19 protein-coding genes are annotated in these 22,673 nt (G+C 54.1%); 9 read left to right on the plus strand and 10 right to left on the minus strand.

What is annotated here, in order from left to right; translation table 11 throughout:
• Positions 1-53: 53 nt before the first annotated feature.
• The gene (locus IEX04_RS10910) at positions 54-491 is read left to right on the plus strand and encodes an RDD family protein (protein WP_096257109.1); all 438 of its coding nucleotides are present in this window, start codon (positions 54-56) and stop codon (positions 489-491) included.
• Positions 492-562: 71 nt separating this feature from the next.
• On the opposite strand, the gene IEX04_RS10915 is transcribed toward IEX04_RS10910, so the two are convergent.
• The 3 genes from IEX04_RS10915 to lipB form a co-directional block, all read right to left on the minus strand.
• Positions 563-1,306 carry a DUF4191 domain-containing protein gene (locus IEX04_RS10915; protein WP_096257108.1) on the minus strand — a complete coding sequence of 248 codons (744 nt, stop codon included), beginning with the start codon at positions 1,304-1,306 and terminating at the stop codon, positions 563-565.
• A 156-nt stretch (positions 1,307-1,462) separates the two neighbouring features.
• The gene (gene lipA, locus IEX04_RS10920) at positions 1,463-2,464 is read right to left on the minus strand and encodes a lipoyl synthase (protein ID WP_096257107.1); all 1,002 of its coding nucleotides are present in this window, start codon (positions 2,462-2,464) and stop codon (positions 1,463-1,465) included.
• 32 nt (positions 2,465-2,496) lie between these two features.
• Positions 2,497-3,183 (minus strand): lipoyl(octanoyl) transferase LipB, encoded by a 687-nt coding sequence (gene lipB, locus IEX04_RS10925; RefSeq protein WP_268236920.1) that lies wholly within the window; start codon positions 3,181-3,183, stop codon positions 2,497-2,499.
• A gap of 162 nt (positions 3,184-3,345) precedes the next feature.
• Between lipB and IEX04_RS10930 the strand changes: the two genes are divergently transcribed.
• Entirely contained in the window at positions 3,346-4,761 is a 1,416-nt protein-coding gene (locus tag IEX04_RS10930; RefSeq protein ID WP_194446448.1) for a protein kinase domain-containing protein, read from the plus strand.
• Between the two features lie 69 nt (positions 4,762-4,830).
• Here IEX04_RS10930 and IEX04_RS10935 read toward each other — a convergent pair whose 3' ends face one another.
• The 4 genes from IEX04_RS10935 to IEX04_RS10950 all read right to left on the minus strand — a co-directional run bounded on the left by IEX04_RS10935 (position 4,831) and on the right by IEX04_RS10950 (position 10,350).
• Positions 4,831-5,181: a hypothetical protein gene (locus tag IEX04_RS10935; protein ID WP_096257104.1), complete on the minus strand. Its 351-nt coding sequence runs from the start codon at positions 5,179-5,181 to the stop codon at positions 4,831-4,833.
• 109 nt (positions 5,182-5,290) lie between these two features.
• Positions 5,291-7,045: a 2-oxoglutarate dehydrogenase, E2 component, dihydrolipoamide succinyltransferase gene (gene sucB, locus IEX04_RS10940; protein WP_188685742.1), complete on the minus strand. Its 1,755-nt coding sequence runs from the start codon at positions 7,043-7,045 to the stop codon at positions 5,291-5,293.
• 158 nt (positions 7,046-7,203) lie between these two features.
• Complete coding sequence (gene lpdA / locus IEX04_RS10945) at positions 7,204-8,583, minus strand: dihydrolipoyl dehydrogenase (RefSeq protein ID WP_096257102.1); 1,380 nt, start codon at positions 8,581-8,583, stop codon at positions 7,204-7,206.
• 252 nt (positions 8,584-8,835) lie between these two features.
• On the minus strand, positions 8,836-10,350 hold the full coding sequence (locus IEX04_RS10950) for a leucyl aminopeptidase (RefSeq protein WP_096257101.1): 1,515 nt from the start codon (positions 10,348-10,350) through the stop codon (positions 8,836-8,838).
• A 230-nt stretch (positions 10,351-10,580) separates the two neighbouring features.
• Between IEX04_RS10950 and IEX04_RS10955 the strand changes: the two genes are divergently transcribed.
• The 4 genes from IEX04_RS10955 to IEX04_RS10970 all read left to right on the plus strand — a co-directional run bounded on the left by IEX04_RS10955 (position 10,581) and on the right by IEX04_RS10970 (position 15,464).
• Positions 10,581-11,555 carry a proteasome assembly chaperone family protein gene (locus tag IEX04_RS10955; protein ID WP_188685744.1) on the plus strand — a complete coding sequence of 325 codons (975 nt, stop codon included), beginning with the start codon at positions 10,581-10,583 and terminating at the stop codon, positions 11,553-11,555.
• Positions 11,552-12,823 (plus strand): MFS transporter, encoded by a 1,272-nt coding sequence (locus tag IEX04_RS10960; RefSeq protein ID WP_188685746.1) that lies wholly within the window; start codon positions 11,552-11,554, stop codon positions 12,821-12,823. Before IEX04_RS10955 ends, IEX04_RS10960 begins: the two co-directional genes overlap by 4 nt.
• Before the next feature lie 64 nt (positions 12,824-12,887).
• Positions 12,888-13,991 carry a DUF4192 domain-containing protein gene (locus IEX04_RS10965; protein WP_194446449.1) on the plus strand — a complete coding sequence of 368 codons (1,104 nt, stop codon included), beginning with the start codon at positions 12,888-12,890 and terminating at the stop codon, positions 13,989-13,991.
• A 222-nt stretch (positions 13,992-14,213) separates the two neighbouring features.
• Positions 14,214-15,464, plus strand: a complete 1,251-nt coding sequence (locus IEX04_RS10970; RefSeq protein ID WP_382344706.1) for an RNA polymerase sigma factor — start codon at positions 14,214-14,216, stop codon at positions 15,462-15,464.
• A 157-nt stretch (positions 15,465-15,621) separates the two neighbouring features.
• Here IEX04_RS10970 and IEX04_RS10975 read toward each other — a convergent pair whose 3' ends face one another.
• On the minus strand, positions 15,622-15,846 hold the full coding sequence (locus IEX04_RS10975; RefSeq protein ID WP_096254264.1) for a DUF7455 domain-containing protein: 225 nt from the start codon (positions 15,844-15,846) through the stop codon (positions 15,622-15,624).
• Positions 15,847-16,021: 175 nt separating this feature from the next.
• Between IEX04_RS10975 and IEX04_RS10980 the strand changes: the two genes are divergently transcribed.
• A complete protein-coding gene (locus IEX04_RS10980; RefSeq protein ID WP_382412433.1) occupies positions 16,022-18,178 on the plus strand; it encodes a DNA gyrase/topoisomerase IV subunit B in 2,157 nt (718 codons plus the stop codon).
• A gap of 110 nt (positions 18,179-18,288) precedes the next feature.
• On the opposite strand, the gene IEX04_RS10985 is transcribed toward IEX04_RS10980, so the two are convergent.
• Both IEX04_RS10985 and IEX04_RS10990 read right to left on the minus strand, forming a co-directional pair.
• On the minus strand, positions 18,289-19,254 hold the full coding sequence (locus tag IEX04_RS10985) for a M56 family metallopeptidase (RefSeq protein WP_096254266.1): 966 nt from the start codon (positions 19,252-19,254) through the stop codon (positions 18,289-18,291).
• A gap of 23 nt (positions 19,255-19,277) precedes the next feature.
• The gene (locus IEX04_RS10990) at positions 19,278-19,649 is read right to left on the minus strand and encodes a BlaI/MecI/CopY family transcriptional regulator (RefSeq protein WP_096254267.1); all 372 of its coding nucleotides are present in this window, start codon (positions 19,647-19,649) and stop codon (positions 19,278-19,280) included.
• A gap of 392 nt (positions 19,650-20,041) precedes the next feature.
• Here IEX04_RS10990 and IEX04_RS10995 point away from each other — a divergent pair, with 392 nt between their 5' ends.
• Positions 20,042-21,628 carry a cytochrome ubiquinol oxidase subunit I gene (locus IEX04_RS10995; RefSeq protein ID WP_096254268.1) on the plus strand — a complete coding sequence of 529 codons (1,587 nt, stop codon included), beginning with the start codon at positions 20,042-20,044 and terminating at the stop codon, positions 21,626-21,628.
• A gap of 14 nt (positions 21,629-21,642) precedes the next feature.
• Entirely contained in the window at positions 21,643-22,668 is a 1,026-nt protein-coding gene (gene cydB / locus IEX04_RS11000; RefSeq protein WP_096254269.1) for a cytochrome d ubiquinol oxidase subunit II, read from the plus strand.
• Positions 22,669-22,673: the final 5 nt, after the last annotated feature.

The following is a 22,673-nucleotide window of genomic DNA, read 5'->3' on the forward strand; positions in this document are numbered from 1 at the left end:
GACTCGTAACAAACTGATGAGATTCACACAGTTGCCCCCGATACACTAGGTATGTGGAACGTAAAGACTTTAGCTCGTGGCTTGAAGGCCCCCCGCAATTAAACTCCCAAGAATGGCCGGGGCAACGATTAGGCCGTCCCGAAAAGGGCGCCGGATCGATTGGACGCTTTCCCCGAAGAGTCGGTGCACTCTGCCTAGACTGGGGACTGTGCATGTTGCTCAGCTGGTGGCTATTTGATTTTAGAGATCTGGCGACCTTGTTGCTATTCCTTGCCGGGCAGATGATTGCCGTAGGTTTCACCGGTCACAGTATTGGGCATCGTACCTTTGGGCTTCAAGTTCAGTCGATGGACGGAACCGCGGTGAAGCCGCTGGCCGGAGTGATTCGATCGGTTCTGCTGTGTTTAGTAATTCCTGTGTTCTTCTCAGACACAGACCAGCGAGGATTCCACGATCGAGCCGCCAAGAGCGTTCTAGTGAATATCCGCTAGAGAATTTGATGTAGTTCAGACACAGAAAAACCGCACTAGAAATTCTAGTGCGGTTTTTCTTTTGACCGAGATTAGCGAGCGCGACGGTTAGGTCGTGCACGATTCGGGTCGATGCCCTTAGGGATCGGCAAGCGGTTTGCGGTCAAGGTAGTCAGTCGCTTATCAACTGCGCTGATTTCCAGTTTGGTAATCGATTTAGGAAGCTTCTTCATCTTCTTGCTCACGTCAACCAGATCAGTCTGGTCTTCGCTCTGGCCAGCGTTGATCACATGAATCGGAACGTTTGGCAGCACGCGAGAAATACGCTTACGCTCGGAAGTCACCAAATCGCGAACGCGGTTGGTTGGACCTTCGGTAACAAGTACGACGCCTGGGCGTCCGACTGCCAAGAACACTAAGTCCTGGTGACGGTTAAACGCTACTGGCTCATCCTTCAAAATCCAGCCTCGACGTAGCACGCTCATTGCTGCTCCGGCGGCGCCTGGACGGCCTATAAGCTGTGCGAACGCAGCTTTCTCGGCCCGTCGGGACAAGATGAACAGGGCGGCAAGTAAGCCGAGCGGGATCGCGATAATCAGCAAGGTGATCCAGTTCTGGATCAGAATGCCGATGATCAGACCTACAACAATGACACCAAGGAATGCCAGAAGCATCCACCAAACGACCATCGGGTCATTACGGCGGGTCATCTGGAAGACCTGGCCCATTTGCTTTAGGCGACCGGGCTCTTTATTTTGTTTTTCAGCTTTGGGTTTACGCGAAAACAAACCACGCTTCTGCTGCGCGGCCGCATCGTTATCGGAGTTTTTGGCCATAGTGCTTCAATTCTACGCGATCTAACTGGCTTATTTTTCTGCAGGGCTCTTTACAAGAGAATTTACTTGGTTTTGGCACTGTACGCGACAAAGCGTCGGACCCAACAGCCGATTTTTGCGGCTGTTGGGTCCGACGAAATAAAACTCTCGTGTTGCTTAGCGACTAAGTAGCGAAGCGGCTTCCTGTCGGGTAGTACCCGAAGATTCAATGTTGGACAATGCTTCAGGGATCTCGCGACCCTTCTTGCGCATTGCACCGGCCCAGAGTCGGCCAGCACGATACGAAGAACGTACTAATGGACCGGACATTACACCGGAGAATCCGAGTTCTTCGGCTTCTTGTTGCAGTTCGAGGAATTCTTGTGGCTTCACCCAGCGGTCCACTGGCAGGTGGCGCTCGGTAGGGCGCAGGTACTGGGTAATGGTCAGGAGATCGCAACCGGCTTCGTGCAGGTCACGCATGGCTTCGGAGATTTCTTCACGAGTTTCGCCCATACCCAAAATCAGGTTCGACTTAGTAATCAAGCCTCGCTTCCGGCCATGGGTGATGACATCCATGGAACGTTCGTAGCGGAAGGCCGGACGAATACGCTTGAAAATACGTGGAACGGTCTCGACGTTGTGGGCGTAGACCTCAGGTTCGGAATCGCAAATGGCATCCAAATTATCTGGTTTACCCGAGAAATCTGGGATCAACAGTTCCACACCGGTGGTGGGGTTCATCTTGTGTACCTGGCGTACGGTCTCGGCGTAGAGCCAGACACCCTCGTCTTCGAGATCATCGCGAGCTACGCCGGTGATCGAAGCGTAACGAAGGTCCATTTTCTTGACGCTCATGGCCACCTTGAATGGCTCTGAACGATCAAGTGCGGCAGGCTTGCCAGTGTCAATCTGACAGAAGTCACAGCGACGGGTGCATTCTGAGCCACCGATAAGGAAGGACGCTTCGCGATCTTCCCAGCATTCGAAAATATTTGGGCAACCGGCCTCTTCGCACACCGTGTGTAGGCCTTCGGACTGCACGAGATTTTTTAGCCCGACGTATTCGGGGCCGATTTTCAGTTCTGCGCGAATCCACTCTGGCTTGCGCTCTACAGGAGTCTGGGCGTTGCGTTTTTCGACGCGCAGCAGTCGTCGGCCTTCAGGTTCAATGCTCATTAAAGGGTCCTTCTACGTTTGAAATCTTGTGCTTAGACGACTTGTGGAGTGAGCAGACGCTCAAGTTCCTCTTGTACCCGATCAACGACGTCGTTGGGGGAAACCGTCTGGCCTAGTTCTTGGGAAATTGTGGTGACGCCAGCATCGGTGATGCCGCAGGGGATGATCTGGTCATATGCAGTGAGATTATTCGAACAGTTGAGCGCAAACCCGTGCATCGTGACTCCACGGTTGATGCGGATACCAATAGCGGCGATCTTTCGGTCTTGCTCGCCGTTAACTCCTGGTACCCAAACGCCTGAGCGACCTTTAACCTGTACGGTCGGGATTCCTATTTCATCGATAACGTTAATTAACGCCTCTTCTAAAGTCTCAACGTATAGACGAATCGCGCTGATCTTCTTGAGTTTTACGATCGGATATCCGATGAGCTGGCCCGGGCCATGCCAGGTTAGCTTTCCTCCACGATCAACGTCGACAACGGGGGTGCCATCAAGTGGTAAATCTTCAGGTTCGGTCCTCTTGCCGGCGGTATACACCGCCTCATGCTCAAGAAATAGGACTCTTGGGGTCTGTTCATCGGCTGCTACAGCATCGTGCAAATTTTGCTGATAATCCCATGCTTGCATATATGGAATTAGTTCCGTGCCGAGTCCGACTCGTTCGAATTCGATCGCCATATTGGCAACCCTACGCCTTTTGGAACATTGCCTGCTAATTGGCTGGCGAGGGCTTCGCTGTGGATAACTTCAACGCCTTTTTCGATTTTGCGTTAGAACTGAATCATGAGTGATTCAAACAATTTACTGGCGTGGCCGACCTGTCCGGGGTACGTGACGGTGCGACCGCTAAATGCCAAGTCACCATGCAAAGTTTGGTTAATGCGTCGTGACTCAGATCAGAGTTACATGGTGTTGAAGATTTCCTCTGAGGCAGAACGTATTTGTTCCTTGCGGCAGAAACAGGTTGAATCAGCAAGGAAATATGTCGTCGATTTTTACGGTACTCTCACGACACAATTAGGCGCCGGTATTCTCATGGAGTATTGCCCGGGCGGTAGCCTGGCTCAGCTTCTAGAAGAGCGCGCCCCATTTTCGTTGGGGGAGTGCGTCACTGCCTTGGCCCCGATTGCCCAAACCCTCTCCGCACTACATGCCAGTGGACAGGTGCATGGGGATGTATCAGCGAGCAATGTGCTGCTCACGGCCGAGGGTATGCCAAAGCTGGGGGACTTCCAAGAGGCTCGAATTGCTAGCGACCAGAGCGTAGGTTCGGGCACACCTGGATTTATGGCACCAGAAGTAGCCGCATGCCAAATCGAATCTCGCGTAGGTGAGCAGGATGTTTACTCACTCGGAGCTTGCCTCTGGTTTCTACTCGAAGGTACCGCGCCGCCAGAGCCAGGGCAACGTCCTCCCATTACGGTGATCTTCCCCCAAATACCGACACTCATACACGAATTGATGCTGGATTCTTTACATCTAGATCCTCGTCAGCGCCCAACAGCCGAACAGTTTGCTAGAACATTGTTTGCAGCTGCACAGGCCGAACCAATTGATTGGCAACATTGCACGCCGACGGACTCGACTCATTTGATGGCAACCGTTCACCCCGAAGTGAAATCGAAACATGCGCGGGTCAAGCTACGGAAGGTGAAAGGTCCCAAAAAACCATCCTCAGCTGCGCAGTCCCACTGGCAAGAGCACGAGCTACATCAAACCCCAGGACGCAGCAAGGTGTATTTGACTGTCGTCGGCGGAATCTCGCTTATCGTCGTCAGTATCCTGGGTGTGAATCTCATGGGGGATCAGCGGAATAGCACCAAAGCAGAGAACACGGAACCGGCTGTACCGGTTGAAGACTGCCGGATACAAGACGCTGCGGTGGTCCCGGCCTGTGCGTTTTCAGCGGATGTCGTCATTGCCAACTTCCTGAAACTGTCCGGCGAACGAGACGCAGCTTTGGAAGCTAAAAACATCAAGGCTTTAGCGAGGATCTATCCGCCTGCCTCGGAGCAGTTGGAACGCGACAAGCAAATGCTCGACAGCTTGGCAGAGTTGGAGCTAGGGCTCAGTGGGTTGAATACGACGCTGGAAGACATTTCAATCATGGCTCGTGCACATCCTGACACCGTGATACTTAGCGCAACCTCGACGCAAGAAGCCTATGACTATATCAATGCAAAGGACCAAGTGGTTCATCGTGCGGCGAGCGGAGCACATGAACGTATCCAGGTGGAACTCAAACTCGTTGAAGGGCAATGGAAAATTGGTAAATTACTTGGCCGTGGGGCATGACAAAGGCGAGGCATCCGTGAAACGTCGGAATACCTCGCCTTTGACTAAGACCAGGGGCTTGCGTTGGGGTTAGACCCAGAGCACGGCGATCGCGATATTGATCAGAGCCATGCCGCCTGTGGCGTGAGCAAGTCCGGTAGGAACTTCCTCGCCGGCCTTGATCTTCTTGCGACCCAAGAATGCAGCAACGGCGATGATGATCGCGATAACGACCTTAACGCCGATCTTGACGTGGTTCACATCCCCATCGTTAGCCTCTGCCATACCCACCAAAGCTAGGCCGGTGACGAGCTGGGCAATCGCGCCATACCACTGCCAAACGTTGACGGTTGGAGTCTTGAAGTTAGCCAGCCAGCCGCCAAAGATCGCTGCTGCGCCGAGAATATGCAGAAAAACTAGAAAGAGAGTTAAGAAGGTCATGACTCTAGCCTAATTGATTTTCGACGAATTGTAGAAACGACGATCGCCCCTCCCGAAGTATCGGAAGGGGCGATCGTTGAGCTAGCTATTCTAAGCCGATTTGGGAGCTTTACAGACCCAAGTCGCCTTCGAAAGCGCCACCCTCAAGGCGAGCCTTGAGAGTCTGCAGGAAACGACCTGCATCGGCGCCGTCAACTAGACGGTGATCGTAAGTCAGGCACAGGTACATCATGTGGCGGATGGCAATCGAATCGTTGCCGTCTGCGTCCGTGATAACCATTGGACGCTTCACGATCGCACCGGTACCCAGGATTGCGACCTGTGGCTGGTTGATGATCGGGGTGTCAAATAGTGCGCCAACCGAACCAATGTTGGTGATCGAGAAAGTGCCACCGGAAAGCTCATCCGGACCAATCTTGTTGGTACGGGTGCGCTCTGCAACGTCGGCAATGCGCGAAGCCATACCGGCGAGGTTCAGATCGCCCGCGTTCGAAACGACAGGAACCAGCAGGCCCTTGTCGGTGTCGACAGCAAATGCCAGGTGCTCGGCATTGTGGTAAGTGATCTGCTGAGTCTCTTCGTCGTACTCGGCATTCAGCTTCGGGTGTGCCTTCAATGCTTCGGCAACTGCCTTAGCAATGAATGGCAGGTAGGTGAGGTTGACGCCGTTGACTGCCTTGAAATCGGTCTTGGCAGAAGCACGCAGCTTGACCACGCGGGTCATATCAATCTCGTGAACCTGAGTCAGCTGAGTGGAGACCTCAAGGGACTCGCGCATACGACGGGCGATAACCTGACGGATGCGTGGGGCCTTCGCGGAGGTACCGCGCAACGATGAAGCTTCGACAGCCGGTGCGGCTGCTGGCTTGGTTGCTGCTGGAGCTGGAGCTGAAGCAGCTGGTGCTGCAGCTTCCTTGGCGGCCACTGCGTCGAGAACGTCCTGCTTACGGATGCGTCCACCAACGCCGGTGCCCTTGACCGAGGCGATGTCGATGCTGTGCTGGTTAGCCAAGCGACGTACCAATGGAGTTACATAGCCAGCGTCGGAGTTGTTCTCAGCTGCTGGCGCTGCAGGAGCTTCGGCCTTAGCGGCTGGAGCTGGTGCAGCAGGAGCGGCTGGAGCCTCTGTCTTTGCTGGTGCTTCTTCCTTGGCAGCTGGTGCTGGAGCGGCCGGAGCCTCTTCCTTGGCAGCTGGTGCTGGAGCGGCCGGAGCCTCTTCCTTGGCTGCCGGAGCAGCGCCGGCGGCACCGATGATTGCAAGGACGGCACCAATTTCGGCGGTGTCATCTTCGGCTACGCGGATTTCCAGCAAGGTGCCAGCAACTGGCGATGGAACCTCGGTGTCAACCTTGTCGGTGGAAACCTCAAGTAGTGGCTCGTCGACGGCTACTTCTTCGCCAACTTCCTTCAACCAGCGGGTGACGGTACCTTCGGTAACCGATTCGCCCAAAGCTGGGAGGGTGACTTCGGTGCCGGTGCCGGTGCCGGAAGCTGCTGGAGCCTCTTCCTTAGCAGCCGGAGCTTCCTCTTCCTTGGCGGCTGGTGCTTCTGCTTCTGCAGGAGCTTCCTCAGCAGCGGGTGCCTCTTCTGCGGCAGGAGCCTCAGGAGCTGCTTCGCCGGAGCCAGAGCCATCGCCAATACGAACTAGAGGTGCGCCAACTTCGGCTTCCTCATCTTCGGCGACAAAAATTTCTTCGATAACGCCAGCAACAGGTGATGGAACCTCGGTGTCGACCTTGTCGGTGGAAACTTCCACCAATGGCTCGTCAACCTCTACGCGGTCGCCGACCTGCTTCAGCCAGCGGGTTACCGTACCTTCGGTAACGCTTTCACCCAGTGCGGGTAGGTTTACGGTCTCAGACATCTTCCCGTATCTCCTCTTAAATAAAGCTTGAAGTGTGGTTTGGGTGGGCAACTAGTTACTTGTGCACACCCACAAACCGATGAATGGAGGCGTTGCCTCCGAGCTTAGTACACCGGGTAGCGCGTGTGAACGTGCTACCCGGTGAACTATCAGCGAAATTAGCCGTGTAGTGGCTTGCCAGCCAGAGCCATTGCGGCCTCGCCTAGCGCTTCGTTCTGCGTTGGGTGTGCGTGGATGAGCTGTGCAACATCCTCTGGGTATGCTTCCCAGTTCACGATCAGCTGTGCTTCACCGATCTGCTCGCCAATGCGACCGCCAATGCCGTGAACGCCCACGATTGGACCGTTCTTGACGCGAACCATCTTGATCAGGCCGGAGGTGCCCAGGATCGAGGACTTGCCGTTGCCAGCCAAGTTGTACTCGGTGGTTTCGATCTGGTCCTCGCCGAACTTCTCCTTAGCCTTAGGCTCGGAGTAACCAACCGAAGCGATTTCTGGCTCGCAGAAAGTTACCTTCGGGATGTTGATGTCTTCAACGATGGTTGGGTTCTGTCCGGCGATTTCCTCGGCTACGAAGATGCCGTGCTGGTAACCGCGGTGGGCCAACTGTACGCCTGGGACGACGTCGCCAATTGCGTAGATGTTGCCAACGCCAGTGTGCAGACGTTCGTTTGGAATGATGAAGCCGCGATCCAGGGTGATGCCCTGCTCTTCGAAGCCCATGTTCTCGGTGACCGGGCCGCGACCCACTGCAACAAGAACGATTTCTGCTTCCAGAACCTTGCCGTCAGCCAGCGAGACCTTCACACCGTTATCGTCCTGCTCTACCTTCTCGAAGAAGACACCGGTGTTGAACTTGATGCCACGCTTCTTGAACGAACGCTCAAGGGTCTTGATAATGGCTGGGTCTTCGTTTGGTACCAGTGAAGGCAGACCTTCAACGATGGTGACGTCGACGCCGAAGGACTTCCATACCGAAGCGAACTCGACACCGATGACGCCGCCACCGAGCACGATTGCGCTCTTTGGCATGTCAACCATGTTCAGCGCTTCGGTGCTGGTCAGTACGCGGCCACCGATTTCCAGACCGAAGGTCTTGGAAGTCGAACCGGTAGCAAGAACGATGTTCTTCCCCTTGTACGCGACACCATCTACGTCAATGGTGTCCTTGGAGACTAGGCGTCCGTTACCTTCGATAACGTTGACCTTCTTCATCTTCAATAGACCCTGAAGACCCTTGTGCTTGCCGGCGACGATGCCGTCCTTGTACTTGCGTACGCCACCGAGGTCAATTGACTCAAGCGACGAGTTGATGCCGTATTTGGCACCTTCGCGAGCATTCTCGGCGAGTTCTGCTGCATGCAGGTACGCCTTAGTCGGGATACAGCCGGTGTGCAAGCAAGTGCCACCGACCTTTTCCTTCTCAATCAGTCCGACGGTGAAGCCCAACTGGATGGCGCGCAATGCGACCGAGTATCCAGCGGAACCGCCGCCGAGGATGAGGACATCAAATTCTTGCGTTGCTGCCGAATCGGCCACGTGAACGCTCCCTCGTAATAGCTAAGTGAGGTCGGCCATGGCCGACCAGGGGATCGGGTGGTGAACATATTCGCCCACGTCCGAGGGCGCGAGTAAAAATTCACCGGTGATGTTTCAAAACTTACTTTAGTACCGTCAATGCACCAGAGTCATCTTGAGTTGGCTAAAAGTCGGCCATATCTCGTATTTTGGCACACATTCCGGTGCGGGCTATGACATCGCCCGCACCAGAATGTGTTCTAAAAGGCATTTTTAGCGGGTGCCAGACATCTTCTCGGCAAATGCCACGAGAGTGCGCACCTGCGATCCGGTGCCGTTTTTCGGGGTGTAACCCCACGCGGAGCCTTCGTTGAAGGCGGGACCTGCGAAGTCAATGTGCGCCCAAGGGATCTTCTGTCCATTGGTTTCACCCACAAATTCTTCCAAGAACACCGCGGCGGTCATCATGCCACCCATACGCTCGCCAATATTTGCCAAGTCGGCAACCTGAGAGTCGATGGTCGGACGAAGTTCCTCTGGCAGTGGCATGGCCCAAGCGAGCTCGCCGACGGCGTCCGAAGCGGCTACCAAATCGTCACGAACTTGCTCATTGCCCATAATGCCTGCGGTGCGCAAGCCTAGGGCAAGCATCTGTGCTCCGGTCAACGTTGCAATGTCAATGAGTACGTCTGGTTTCTCGAGACTTGCAGCAGCAAGGCCATCGGCCATCACTAAACGACCTTCGGCATCCGTATTGAGTACCTCTACGGTCTTGCCACCAAACATGGTCAGCACGTCGCCGGGACGGGTGGACGCTCCACCTGGCATGTTTTCGGCCAAGCAAAGCCACGCGGTGACCTTCAGATCCAAGCCAAGTTCTGCCACGGCCGCGATGGTGTTGTATACGGCGGCGGCGCCGGACATATCGGATTTCATCGCGTGCATTCCGGCGGCTGGTTTGATCGAGATGCCACCGGTGTCAAAAGTGATGCCCTTACCAATCAGAGCCAAATGTTTGGCCGCCTTGGACGGCGAGTACTCAACCTTGACCATGCGAGGCTGACGGACCGAACCGCCACCGACGCCCATTAGACCGCCGAAGCCTTCCTTGGTTAGTCGCTTCTCATCAAAGACGGTGACCTTCAACGGCAAAGATTTGGAATGATCCTTCACCGCGCTGGCAAACGACTCTGGGTACAGGATGTTGGCCGGAGCGTTGATCAGGTCTCGGGTCCCACGCACGGCGCGGCCGATGACCGCGGCACGCTTGAGCAAGCTCGGCAGGTCCTTGGAGGTAGCCACCGCTGTAGCGATGAATGCCTCGGTGAGCACTGGCTTGTCGTTCTTCTTCGAACGGAAATTCTCGTAACGGTATGAGCCCAAGGCCACGCCCTCGGCCACTGCGGCGACCTGTTCAATGCTGTCGGCTGGCAAAGCAAAGATTGCGGTCTTCGCGTTGGAAAGCTGTCGCGCTGCCGAACCGGCTGCGCGGCGTAGTTTCTCATCGGTCAGTTCACCTAGGTCCTTCACACCCAGCCCGATGAAGAGGATCGTCTTGACCTTGGTGCCGTCAACAGCGGGAAGCAGAGTTACCTCGTCGGCTGAGCCTGCGACGTTGAGTGTGAGCAGCGACTGCTCCAAAGCTGCGGTGGTCTCGGCAGCAAGTGGAGAAGCGGCAATGGATACCTTGTCGTCCTTTTTTAGGACACCCAAGATGAGCGTGTCGGCGTTTTTCCGTTTGATGTCTGCACCAATGGCGGTCAACGTGAGATCACTGGAGTTGATCACAAAATCATTCCTTCTATGCCTTTGTAGGGTCTAAGGATGGTTCAGCCCATGAGGATAACCGGTAGATGGAGCCGGTGAGCTGAGTATTTCCTACACACGATGTTAGCCGAAGGTTGCACTTCGGCGTGCCTCACTTCACAGCGAGCGAAAGGGCAAACAGCTAGGATGGTTCCTTGAGCTGCAAGATTTTGTGGCCGTAGAGGCAGTAACCGGAAACAATTGAGGTGTGAATGTCCAAGGAACCGTTGATGACTCTGGTCAGCACCAACCTGGACGATCCCAGCTTGCAGGGTTTGGGCATGTACGTTTCTTTGCGAGGCGCCTCCGACGCTGGGCACGCCCACGATTTAGTCTGCAACGAGCTTTTTGCGCACCTCAAATCCGAGCTATACGCGCGCTTCGACGCCGACGAACTGGTGGTTTACAGTACTCAACGTCCACGAGTGACGTTCATCGGTGACCACTTCGCAGGCTATCAAGAGCCGCGTTTGGAAATTTATCTGATGACCGATGAGCTGGACCGTAAGTTCTGGTTTTTTGCCGGCGTCGAACCGGATCTGCGCTGGGAGCGAACCATCGCAGAACTACTAAACTTTATTCAAGCTTTCAACGTGAATCTGGTGATTGGTACCGCATCCTTACCGATGCCTGTGCCGCATACCCGTCCGGTCGGGGTGACCGCTCACGGAAATCGCAAAGACCTCATCGAAAATATATCTACGTGGAGCCCGACGGCTGAAACTCCCTCTGGCCTCACCTCCTTATTGGAAATTCGGCTCAACGATGCCGGTCGTGACGTGGTCGGCTATTCGCTCCACACACCGCACTATCTGGCCGAAGCTGAATATCCTGCCGCAGCTGTAGCGGCATTAGAGCACGTCGGAGCGGCTTTAAAATTGGCGCTTCCGACCGAAAAACTGCGTGAAGCTGGCCGACTGATCGAGTCTCAATTGGCGGAACAACTCGAAGGCAGCAACGACGTTAAACAAATGGTTCTCGGTTTCGAGAAGCGATTTGACGCGCACGCTCAGGAACACGATCGGCGTTCGCTGTTGTTGGACGAAGACGAAAGAATCCCGGACGCCGATGAGCTTGGTGCAAGTGTTGAAAATTTCCTTGCCACCATCGAAGACAACGCACAGTGGCTAGATGCCAACCGAGAGCCCCGGGATAACGACTCCACATCGGATGACCCCGACCAGTGATTCAGACGCATCTAAATTCGACGCGCTCATGGATCATTTTCTGTGCTGGAATTTTTGCCTATATGGCAGCGGTCTCTCAACGCACAAGCTTCGGTGTAGCGGGTTTGCAGGCTACCGAAAGATTTGATGCAACAGCGCAGATTTTGGCCTCATTTTCGGTGGTGCAACTTGTCGTTTATGCCGGAGCACAGGTGCCCATCGGTTTACTGCTGGACAAAGTGGGCCCTCGAATCTTGATCATCAGCGGGTCGGTGTTGATGGCGATGGGGCAGGCATTCCTAGCTATCTCTACCAACGTACCGATGGGACTCGTTGGGAGAATCCTTGTTGGCTCGGGCGACGCCATGGTGTTTGTCTCCGTACTGAAGCTGCTGCCCCTATGGTTTTCAGGCTCTAGAATTCCGGTACTGACCCAGCTTGTTGGAACCTTTGGCCAAATGGGCCAGCTTGTCAGTCTTTTTCCGTTTCACTTGCTTCTTGTTCAATTCGGATGGACACCTGCTTTTTCGGTGATGTCAGGTTTAGCCCTAGCAAGCTTGCTCATTGCCGTGTCATTGATACGGAACGCTCCTGGATGGGCGCACCTGAGCACCAGTGCGCCAATGCGAACCCGGGATCGGCTGAGCGCAGCTTGGAAACAACCAGGCACACGTTTGGGTTTTTGGACTCACTTCACCACCTCATTTATGCTCAACGTCTTCCTTCTTTCCTGGGGATACCCGTTCCTCGTACAGGGTCAAGGACTCGATGGCGACTTCGCCTCTGCCCTGATGTCGATTTTTGTGGTTGTTGCCATTTTGTATGGGCCATTTCTTGGCGCGCTGACCGCTAGATACCCGGACAAACGTTCCAACTTTGCTCTTGGTGTGATTGCAGCGATGACCCTCATGTGGGCCGTAGTACTGTTCTGGCCGGGTGCCGCACCGTTATGGGTGCTGATTCTTTTACTTGTTGCTGTCGCAGCAGGCGGACCGTCCTCAGTCATCGCCTTCGACTTCGCGCGCACTTTTAACCCGCCTCATCTTATGGGTACGGCCGTGGGGTTGGTAAACACCGGCGGTTTCTTTGGAGGCTTCGTCACGATCTACTTGGTCGGTGCGATCATGGACTGGCAGTATGTCGCGAACGGTTCAAACGGTGAATTGTATAATTTGCCAGCATTCCGAATCGCCCTCTTGGTGCAGTTTGTCATGGCATTTATTGGAGTCACTTTCATGCTGATTGAACGCGGCAAAGCACGCCGACAAGGCACAAAAATTCCGGCTTAAATAGTTCTCCACAGCACGTGCCGAAGTCATGATGCAGCGACGCCTTCAGGCGCATTGTGGGGATATGACTACAACACCAGAACGCCAGCCCCTCTCGCTCTCTGATTGCGATGACGTGCTGGCTTACATACCCCATGCACTTGGATTTCATCCGCAAAATTCATTAGTGCTCCTGCTCATTGTTGGGCAAAGACTTGAAGCGACGCTTCGTGTCGATTTGCCGGGCGAAAGCCATCCGGAAGATCGTGAGGCGTGGCTGGGGCAAGTGCTCAATTTGTTACATCGTTTGCCTCAGGTGCGTAGCCTCGTGGCCGTTGTGTACGCGCCGGATAGTTCCCGCAATCCCCGTAATGTTCCATACCGGCAAGTCATCGGTGAACTTGACGAAGCCCTCGAATACACCGACATTGATCTGCGTCAGGCATGGTGTCTGTCTGGCGATCAGGTCTGGGACTACGCCGATGACGATGTAAAAATAACTTTTCCGCGTCCAAACGTTGCCTTAGGAAACACGAACCTTTCGCTGGTGCTTGCAGGATCGGCACCATTAGACCGTCCGTGGGACGGAACCGGGATCGAAGAATGGGGCAACGCTGAAGAGATTCGACTACTTGCGAAGTCTCTTGCTCTAGACGTACTGGAAAGCCTTGAGCAATGGGCTGACGTCCTAGATATGGATGAAATGCGAGCAAGAGCATTCCTTCATTCATCGAAGTCGGGAGCAGCTCGCATGCTTGTAGGCCTCCACAAAAGAATCGTTCGCGACGTTCTGCCCTATCTTGCTGGCGTCGGTGCCGAACAAACCATCATCATGGCAGAACAACTATGCCTCAATTCTGGAAAAGACCAAGCTAAACCTTTGGCAGATTTTCTTTTGGGACGAGGATGGCAAGGCCCAGACTGGAGACGCATAGAACGGCTTTGGTCTATTTCTCGAGATTTATTGGGAGTCGCTCGTGCTGAAGAACGTCACGCCTTGTTATGTATCTTGGCGTGGATCGAATGGGCGCGCGGGCGCGGCTCGATGGCGATCATGTTGTTAGACAGAGTTCTGGATGAGCAGGGCGACTATCGTCTGGCCCAGTTGCTTCGTGAATTGATGAATAGGGGAGCCATGCCCGAATGGGCAACGGATGAACTTCGCGCCTGGAGAGCCCGGATGGGGTAGTAGACGCGCGGGAAACTTGCCCAAGTGGTGTCTGTGGGCGAATTAGTGGATAATGAAAAAACAGACCCGGTTAGGTTCGAGATGTCTAAGTTCGAAAAACATAGTTTTGGGAACATTAGACGTGGTTGGTGCGTTGATAACAATGTACCCACCGTCGCGTTGAGTCACTGATTACAACGCATTCGGACTTGACAGGGTCATAGTGGTGTTACCGGCAGGTGCATCCGGAACGCATCGTTAGAAAGGTTATTCGTGTCATCTTCTGAGACGAACGCTAATCGTATGGCAACTGAGGCAGAGACCGAGGAATCGGTAAAGACCCCTGTCGCGAAAAAGCGCGCTACCCGTGCGAAGGCTACGCCTCGCACCAAGAAGACTGCAGCTACCGAAGAACCGGTAGAGAACGAGCAGGGTTCTGAAGAGTCCGAAGACGATTCTGAGTCGGGTGCTTCTGACGCAACTGGCGCCAAGGACGGCTCGGCAAAGGAAGAGGAATCCAAGGGATTCACTTTGTCTTCAGCCGATGATGATGCTCCTCAGCAGCAGGTCATGGTGGCCGGCGCAACCGCCGACCCGGTCAAGGACTACCTAAAGCAGATCGGTAAAGTCGCTCTGCTAAACGCTGAGCAGGAAGTTGATTTGGCTCTGCGTATTGAAGCGGGCCTTTTCGCTACCGACAAGATCAACAAGGATGATGGTTCGATGGATCAGCGCTTGCGCTGGGACTACGAGCAGATCATCCACGACGGCAAGATCGCCAAAAATCACCTTCTAGAAGCAAACCTTCGACTGGTAGTTTCGCTTGCGAAGCGTTATACCGGCCGTGGCATGCTTTTCTTGGACTTGATCCAGGAAGGTAACTTGGGTCTGATCCGTGCGGTGGAGAAGTTCGACTACACCAAGGGCTTTAAGTTCTCGACTTACGCGACCTGGTGGATCCGTCAGGCCATCACCCGTGCCATGGCCGACCAAGCACGTACGATTCGTATCCCTGTGCACATGGTTGAAGTCATCAACAAGCTGGCTCGCGTCCAGCGCCAAATGCTTCAGGATCTCGGTCGCGAACCGACTCCAGAAGAATTGGCTAAGGAACTGGACATGACCCCTGAAAAGGTTGTCGAAGTTCAGAAGTATGGTCGTGAACCAATTTCCTTGCACACCCCACTGGGTGAAGATGGAGACTCTGAGTTCGGTGACTTGATCGAAGACTCTGAAGCGGTCGTTCCAGCTGACGCGGTGTCCTTCACCTTGCTACAGGAACAGCTGCATTCGGTTTTGGATACGCTGTCCGAACGTGAAGCCGGCGTTGTCGCCATGCGCTTCGGACTGACCGATGGCCAGCCGAAGACCTTAGACGAGATTGGCAAGGTTTACGGTGTTACCCGTGAACGTATTCGTCAGATCGAATCGAAGACCATGTCGAAGTTGCGTCACCCATCGCGTTCACAGGTTCTGCGCGATTACCTAGACTAAACATTTTGAAGCAATGCGGTCTCCCAACCTTTTCTAAGGCTGGGAGACCGCATTACTTTTAACTAGTCGAGCCAACGAGTGATTCATTAAAGCAATAAAGGGTGACCCAGCGCTTGGCTGGATCACCCTTCTGCTCATCGGATGAGTACCCGATCAGTTAGTCGTTTATGTCGACCTTTGACTTTTCGTACAGTCGTGCGGACTCGTCCTGCCAGACTGAAGTGATAGGGCGTAGCTTGGATTCTACGGAGCGTGCATGGTGAGCACAGAAGAGTAATTCTCCGCTGGTAGAAGCCAGCACTGCCCGGACGTAGGCCTGTGCGCCGCATCGGTCGCACCGGTCCAGGGCGTTTAGTTCACGACTAGTGGTAGTAGTAGTCATTGCCAGCCTCCTTAAATCGATGTTCACTCTATACAACCAGCTATGACCCTGACTTTATGCCTAAAACGTCTCCCTTTCGCTCACCGCGTAGCGAGTGTGGATAAGTTTGGTTGAATTTTTGGCGAATTACCGGCGAGATGCAGTAGCACCAAGTTCGAACACATAAACGAGTAGAATGGTACTAGTTCATTATTTTCCCGCGTCAGTAGGAGATTGCAGCCCCGTGGCCTCAACCGATAATTACAACGCCCGTCATCTCTCCGTTCTCGAGGGTCTCGAAGCGGTACGCAAGCGACCCGGCATGTATATCGGTTCTACCGATTCCCGCGGTCTTATGCACTGCCTTTGGGAGATTATTGATAACTCGGTTGATGAAGCGCTCGGTGGCTTCGGCCAGGCCATAAACGTCATCCTGCATTCAGATGGATCCGTCGAAGTACATGACGATGGTCGTGGCATTCCCGTGGACGTGGAGCCTAAGACAGGGCTAAGCGGCTTGGAAGTTGTATTCACTAAGTTGCACGCAGGTGGCAAATTTGGTGGCGGTTCCTACAGCGCTTCTGGCGGTCTGCACGGCGTGGGAGCCTCCGTGGTAAATGCTCTGTCAGCGCGTTTGGACGTTGAAGTGGATCGTGGCGGAAAAACCTATTCTTTGCAGTTCCGCCGTGGTGAACCAGGAAAGTTTAGCGACCGTGGCAAGCCAAAGTCGGACGCGCCATTTACCGCCCACGAAAAAGCAACCACTCCGGAAGTCATCGGTAAAGCAAAGCGGGGGGTTACTGGTACTCGAATTCGTTATTGGGCGGATGACCACATCTTCACCCCTGACGCAAAGTTTTCCTACGAGGAACTTCAGAACCGTGCGCGTCAAACCTCATTCCTGGTTCCTGGCCTACGTATTACGTTGCGTGATGATCGTGGCCTGCCCGGAACAGAAGGCGCCGAAGGCCCCTACGAAGAGGTATTTCAACATGACGGTGGAATCAGTGAATTCGTTGAATACCTAAGCAGTGATTCTGCAGTCACCGATGTCTGGCGCGTGCATGGCAGTGGCTCCTTCCATGAGAAGGTTCCAGTAATCGATGAAAATGGCCGCAGCCATATGCAAGACGTCCAGCGAGTTTGCGAAGTTGACGTAGCGTTGCGCTGGGGGATCGGCTATGACACCTCGATGCGTAGCTTTGTAAATATCATTGCCACTCCCAAGGGTGGAACGCACATTGCAGGGTTTGAACAGGCATTACTGAAATCATTCCGTAAGAACATCGAGTCCAATGCTCGCAAGCTCAAGTTCGGGCAAAAAGACAAAATCGAAAAAGACGACATCATGGCCGGCCTGACAGCGGTATTAACCGTGCGCCTTGCTGAACCACAATTTGAGGGGCAGACCAAGGAAATCCTTGGCACGTCGCAAGTACGCCAGATCGTGACCAAGGTTGTCGAAAAGGCGCTCAATGAACGTCTTTCATCGACTAAACGCGGTGAAAAGGCCGAGGCGGCCACGTTGCTTGAAAAGGTTGTCAACGAGATGAAGTCTCGTATTTCAGCCCGAATGCATAAGGAGACCCAGCGGCGTAAAACTGCGCTCGAGTCCTCTTCGCTTCCTACTAAGCTACTTGATTGTCGTAGCAAAGAAGTTGGACGCTCGGAATTATTTATCGTTGAGGGCGATAGCGCGTTGGGTACCGCACGTGTAGCGCGTTCTAGTGAATTCCAAGCCCTACTTCCTATCCGAGGCAAGATTCTCAATGTGCAGAAAGCCTCCATATCGGACATGCTCTCTAACGTAGAGTGTGCGGCAATGATTCAGGTCATCGGCGCAGGATCAGGTCGTAGCTTCGATATTGAACAAGCGCGATACGGCAAGATCATCCTGATGACAGATGCTGACGTGGACGGCGCGCATATTCGAACGTTACTCTTGACGCTGTTCTATCGATATATGCGTCCCATGATTGAGCATGGACGGGTATACGCTGCTGTGCCTCCACTGCACAGGATCGAAGTAATCAACGCCGGCTCTAAGGCCAACGAGGTTGTTTACACCTACTCGGAGGCCGAGATGACGCGTCTGCTGTCGAAGCTGGAAACCGAGGGGAAGAAGTATAAAGAGCCAATTCAGCGGTACAAGGGATTGGGCGAGATGGACGCAGATCAGTTGGCAGAAACAACAATGGACCCACGCCATCGTATGCTCCGCCGTGTGGGGATCGAACATGCCCAGGCGGCAGAGGAAGTCTTCGACCTGCTAATGGGTTCAGACGTCGCGCCACGAAAGAATTTCATTATCGCGGGCGCTGAGAATCTTGAAAGAGACCGTATCGACGTCTAACCAGACTTTGTGCTGAGAGCTATAGCCCTGCCATTGATCGACTCAAACGATCAATGGCAGGGCTATAAATTTTAACGATGTTTAGGTCGCCGAACGCTTCGTAACGCGGATTACCAGGAGAGCAGACGCGGGGCGATAAGAAGAATCGTCGGGCACACCAGCAACAGGACAGTACATGAGAGAACCACGAAGTTTTGGAACCCACTCAACGGTGCCACTGGAGACAGCAGACGCTGCAAACGACGTGACGTGACCTCTCCACCCGGCATGCCTACAATTTCACCTGCTAATCCCTTAGCGTCGTCCTGACTGGTCTTCGCTGGTGTAATAGAGGAGGCTACCCCGACGATAGCTCTAAGAAGTACCGGACGGGTAACGACCTCTAGTGCTTTATCATCAGCGAGCATTTCAATTAACTGGCGCACTGCTTCCAGGGACAAGCGAGAAGTCGGCAACCACGGTAACGCCTCATGCCACGCGGTGAACGCCAAGATGAGAAAATCATGACGTTGATCTAGGTGTGAACTCTCGTGGGCAATGACACCACGCTGCTCTTCGGCGGAAAGCTGGGTTAGTAGCCCTCGCGATAGCACCGTAACGGATCCATTAAACCCAGGTACACAATAAGCCACGGGCAAATCATGGTCGAGGACCAGTGTGTTAGGTCGTGTCTGTGAAGGGTTGCTCAGTAGCCGTAACAGCTGGCGGTGTTTGGCTCGTTGTCTTGTGGTGCGCCATGAAGCCCGCACTAGGGTCAACACTAGGTGGAACGCAAACAAGAACGCAGTGCTGAGCGCAAACAGGTGGATCACCCCGGGGGAGTTCACGCTAGGATCCCCGGTGACCAAAAGCCAACCGGCATGGAGAGCGGAAATGAGGTCATTGCCTAAGGGGGTTAGTCCCCAAACCAGCATTGACCCAATCATGGATAAGCCGCCGCCCAAGGCGATAGCTTGCCACAGCAGGACAGCAGCGACAGGAGCGCGTGCCGTCCATTTTGCTTTCGACAAAGCCAACGGCGTCGGCCACGCCAAGACGATAGCCAACGCCGCTAGGAAATATGAGGTGAGAAGCACCCAGTCCCCGAAATTCGTGTTACTTAGACAGTCTTTACAGAATCCAAGATAGCACGTAGGGACACTGCTTCTTCAGCCGAGATTCCTCCGATAAATCGGGCAAGGACGGCTTCGCGATCTTGGGCGGTGCCCAAAGCATCATTTAGCAGTCCCACAGTATGGTCCTCACGGGAAGAGGACGCGGTATAACGATGCGGACGAGTAGAGCGTTCCCGCGCTACGAGTCCCTTCTTCTCCAGTCGCGCCAACACGGTTAATACCGTGGTTACTGCGAGTTCTTTCGCATCAGTACCGCATGCAGCCAGGGCATCACGAAGATCATTAGCGGTAAGCGGTTCTGCGGAATCCCACAGTAGGTCCATGACGGAGCGTTCCAGATCGCCAAGGCTGGCCACCAGGTCTTACCTCACTTGCTTTAGTGCTGATGCAGTGTTGTCGCACGTTATAAGGAGTGAAAACAATCTGCTTGGATATTTCATTGTATAGGCGTTCGGCCGATATTTCTACATGACGTAAAAGTATCGGGTGATTTGCGGGTTTGTCAGTAACCGCATTTAGTCACTCAGAAGTAAGAGCCGCATTGTGCTGACTTGGGTTTTTTTATTTCAGAAACTGCAGCCTGTGTCAATGCTGGGAATCTAGATTTTTTAGTGTGGCGACTGATGGTGAATAAGCCGAATCGAGCCGATTTCTACAAGCTGTCGAAATTGGTCTATAGTGACCGTAAGAACTTTTCTACGCAACGTAGAAATAGATGTGCTGCGAACTCGTGACAAATGAGGAATCCATGGATGTACTAGAGATTGCTCGGTGGCAATTTGGGATCACCACCGTTTACCACTTCTTGATGGTGCCACTAACCATTGGGCTGGGACTGACCGTAGCAGTGATGCAAACCGTTTGGCATCGAACAGGCAACGAACAGTGGCTAAGAATGACCAAGTTCTGGGGCAAGCTGTTCCTCATCAACTTCATTATGGGAGTGGCCACCGGTATTGTCCAAGAATTCCAATTTGGCATGGCGTGGAGCGAATATAGCCGATACGTCGGTGATGTCTTCGGAGCACCCTTGGCAATGGAGGCACTACTAGCGTTCTTCGTCGAATCCACTTTCCTTGGCCTATGGATCTTCGGGTGGAAAAAGCTACCTCGACGCATCCATTTGGCCACCATCTGGTGCGCGTCGCTGGCAGCTATCCTCTCGGCATACTTCATTTTGGTTGCCAATTCGTGGATGCAGCACCCAGTAGGCACCGAACTGATCAATGGTCGTGCGGTGATGACGGATGCCTGGGCCGTATTTACGAACAACACCGCACTGGTCACCTTCCCGCATACAATCTTCGGTGCCTTTGCCGTCGCCGGAGGGTTTCTCCTCGGGATTTCCTGGTTCCATCTATACCGACGCCGTAAAGAAGGTATCGACACGATCGACGCGAATGGGCGTGTAGTGGTCGGCGAAGATCTGTCCAAGGGCCGAGTGCGCGACCGTACCGACCATAAGGTCTGGCTTACCTCGTTGCGTATTGGCGCGGTCATCGCCACAATCTCGTTCTTCGGTGTCGCATTGTCTGGCCATGAGCAGGCCAAACTGATGTTTGAACAGCAACCAATGAAAATGGCTGCCGCCGAAGCAGCCTGTCACGACGGCACCGGATTCTCGGTCCTGACCTTGGGGAAGCTGGATACCGAAGGGGCCACCACCTGTGACGACGTCGTGGCAGTTTTTGAATTACCTGGCCTGCTGTCCTTCTTAGCCAATGGCGACTTTGAGACGCCGGTCAAAGGCGTGAACACACTCATTCCCGAGTATCAGGAAAAATATGGCAGTCATTACCCAGATGACCCAGCATTCGGACAATACGCGGGAGAAGAAATCAGCTACCTGCCGGTTATGGAGGTTACCTACTGGGGATTCCGTCTGATGATCACCCTCGGCGGGTTGTCCGCAGTGGCTGCTGCGCTCGCATTGTGGATCACCCGAAAAGGTACCGTTCCACAAAGTAAGTGGCTATCGCGTCTGGTACTTCTTGGCATTGCCGCACCATTTGGAGCGAACTCCGCAGGCTGGATTTTCACCGAAATGGGGCGACAGCCATTTACCGTGGCCCCGAACCCGCAAATGGGTGGAGTGGACCAAGTATTCATGTATACCGCGGCATCGGTTTCACCAACGGTGAGCGCCGGGGAGATGCTCTTCTCCCTGATCACCTTGACCTTGGTATATGGGGTGCTCCTTGTTGTTGAGCTGGTGCTACTTACCCGTTATATCCGCGGTGGAACCGGATCTGCCATGCCCGAACTACTAGAACCCGAGCAAACCTCGGGCAAGGACCCCAGCGACGACGGCGACGTGCTCGCCTTCGCATATTAGACAGGCGGAAAGTAATGGATTGGCTTCCAACTCTCTGGTTTATTCTCATCGCACTACTATGGACCGGTTATCTCTTTCTCGAGGGCTTCGACCTGGGTATCGGCATGCAAATCGGGCTGGGACGGGGCGGAGAGAAACACAAACGTGTACTGCTCAACACCATCGGTCCAGTCTGGGACGGAAATGAAGTCTGGTTGCTGACTGCAGGTGGTGCCACCTTCGCAGCCTTCCCCTACTGGTACGCCTCGCTGTTCTCCGCTCTGTACATTCCACTAACTTTGGTGTTGGTGGCACTAATCTTCCGTGCGGTAGCCATCGAATACCGTGGCAAGGCACAAAATGCTACAACACGTGGGCTCTGGGATTTGGCTTTGGGCTGGGGATCGCTGATCGCCGCGTTCGGGGTGGGCGCGATGCTTGCCTTGACCACCTTAGGGCTGCCTCTAAACGAAAACGGTGACCGGGTAGGTGGCCCATTCGCGTGGTTCACTTGGCATGCCGTGCTCGGTGGTGTCGCGGTCGTGGCATTTAGCTGGATACACTCCGTGGCTTTCCTACGATTAAAAACCGAAGGTCCGATACGTGTGAGCTCGGGTCAGCGGTTTATTCGATGGATGCCATGGTGTGTTGTGCCATTGTTGCTGTGGTCTGCAGTCGTGGTGCTGGCAGGTACATCGCTTGCCGCCTGGACGCTGCTCGTCTTGGCAGTGGTTGCTGCGTTCTTCGCTTGGTTTAGCGCCCGTGCAGGCCACGAGGGCCGCTCATTTATTGCCTTGGGCATCATGCTCGTCGGAGCTGTCGCTGCGATCTTCGTTGCGGCCTTCCCTGTAGTGCTCCCTTCAACCATCAACTCGACATTTGATCTGACCATATATAACGCGTCGAGTTCCCCATACACGCTGAAACTGATGAGCATCGTCGCTGCATTCGGCGTGCCGCTGGTCCTTGCATACCAGTCATGGAGCTACTGGGTCTTTCGTAAGCGCATCGGTGAGAAGCATATTCCCGAAGACCATCTCGTGACCTCAGCCGTGAAGTAGTTCTA

This window comes from Glutamicibacter ardleyensis (assembly GCF_014644555.1).
Lineage (GTDB): Bacteria > Actinomycetota > Actinomycetes > Actinomycetales > Micrococcaceae > Glutamicibacter > Glutamicibacter bergerei.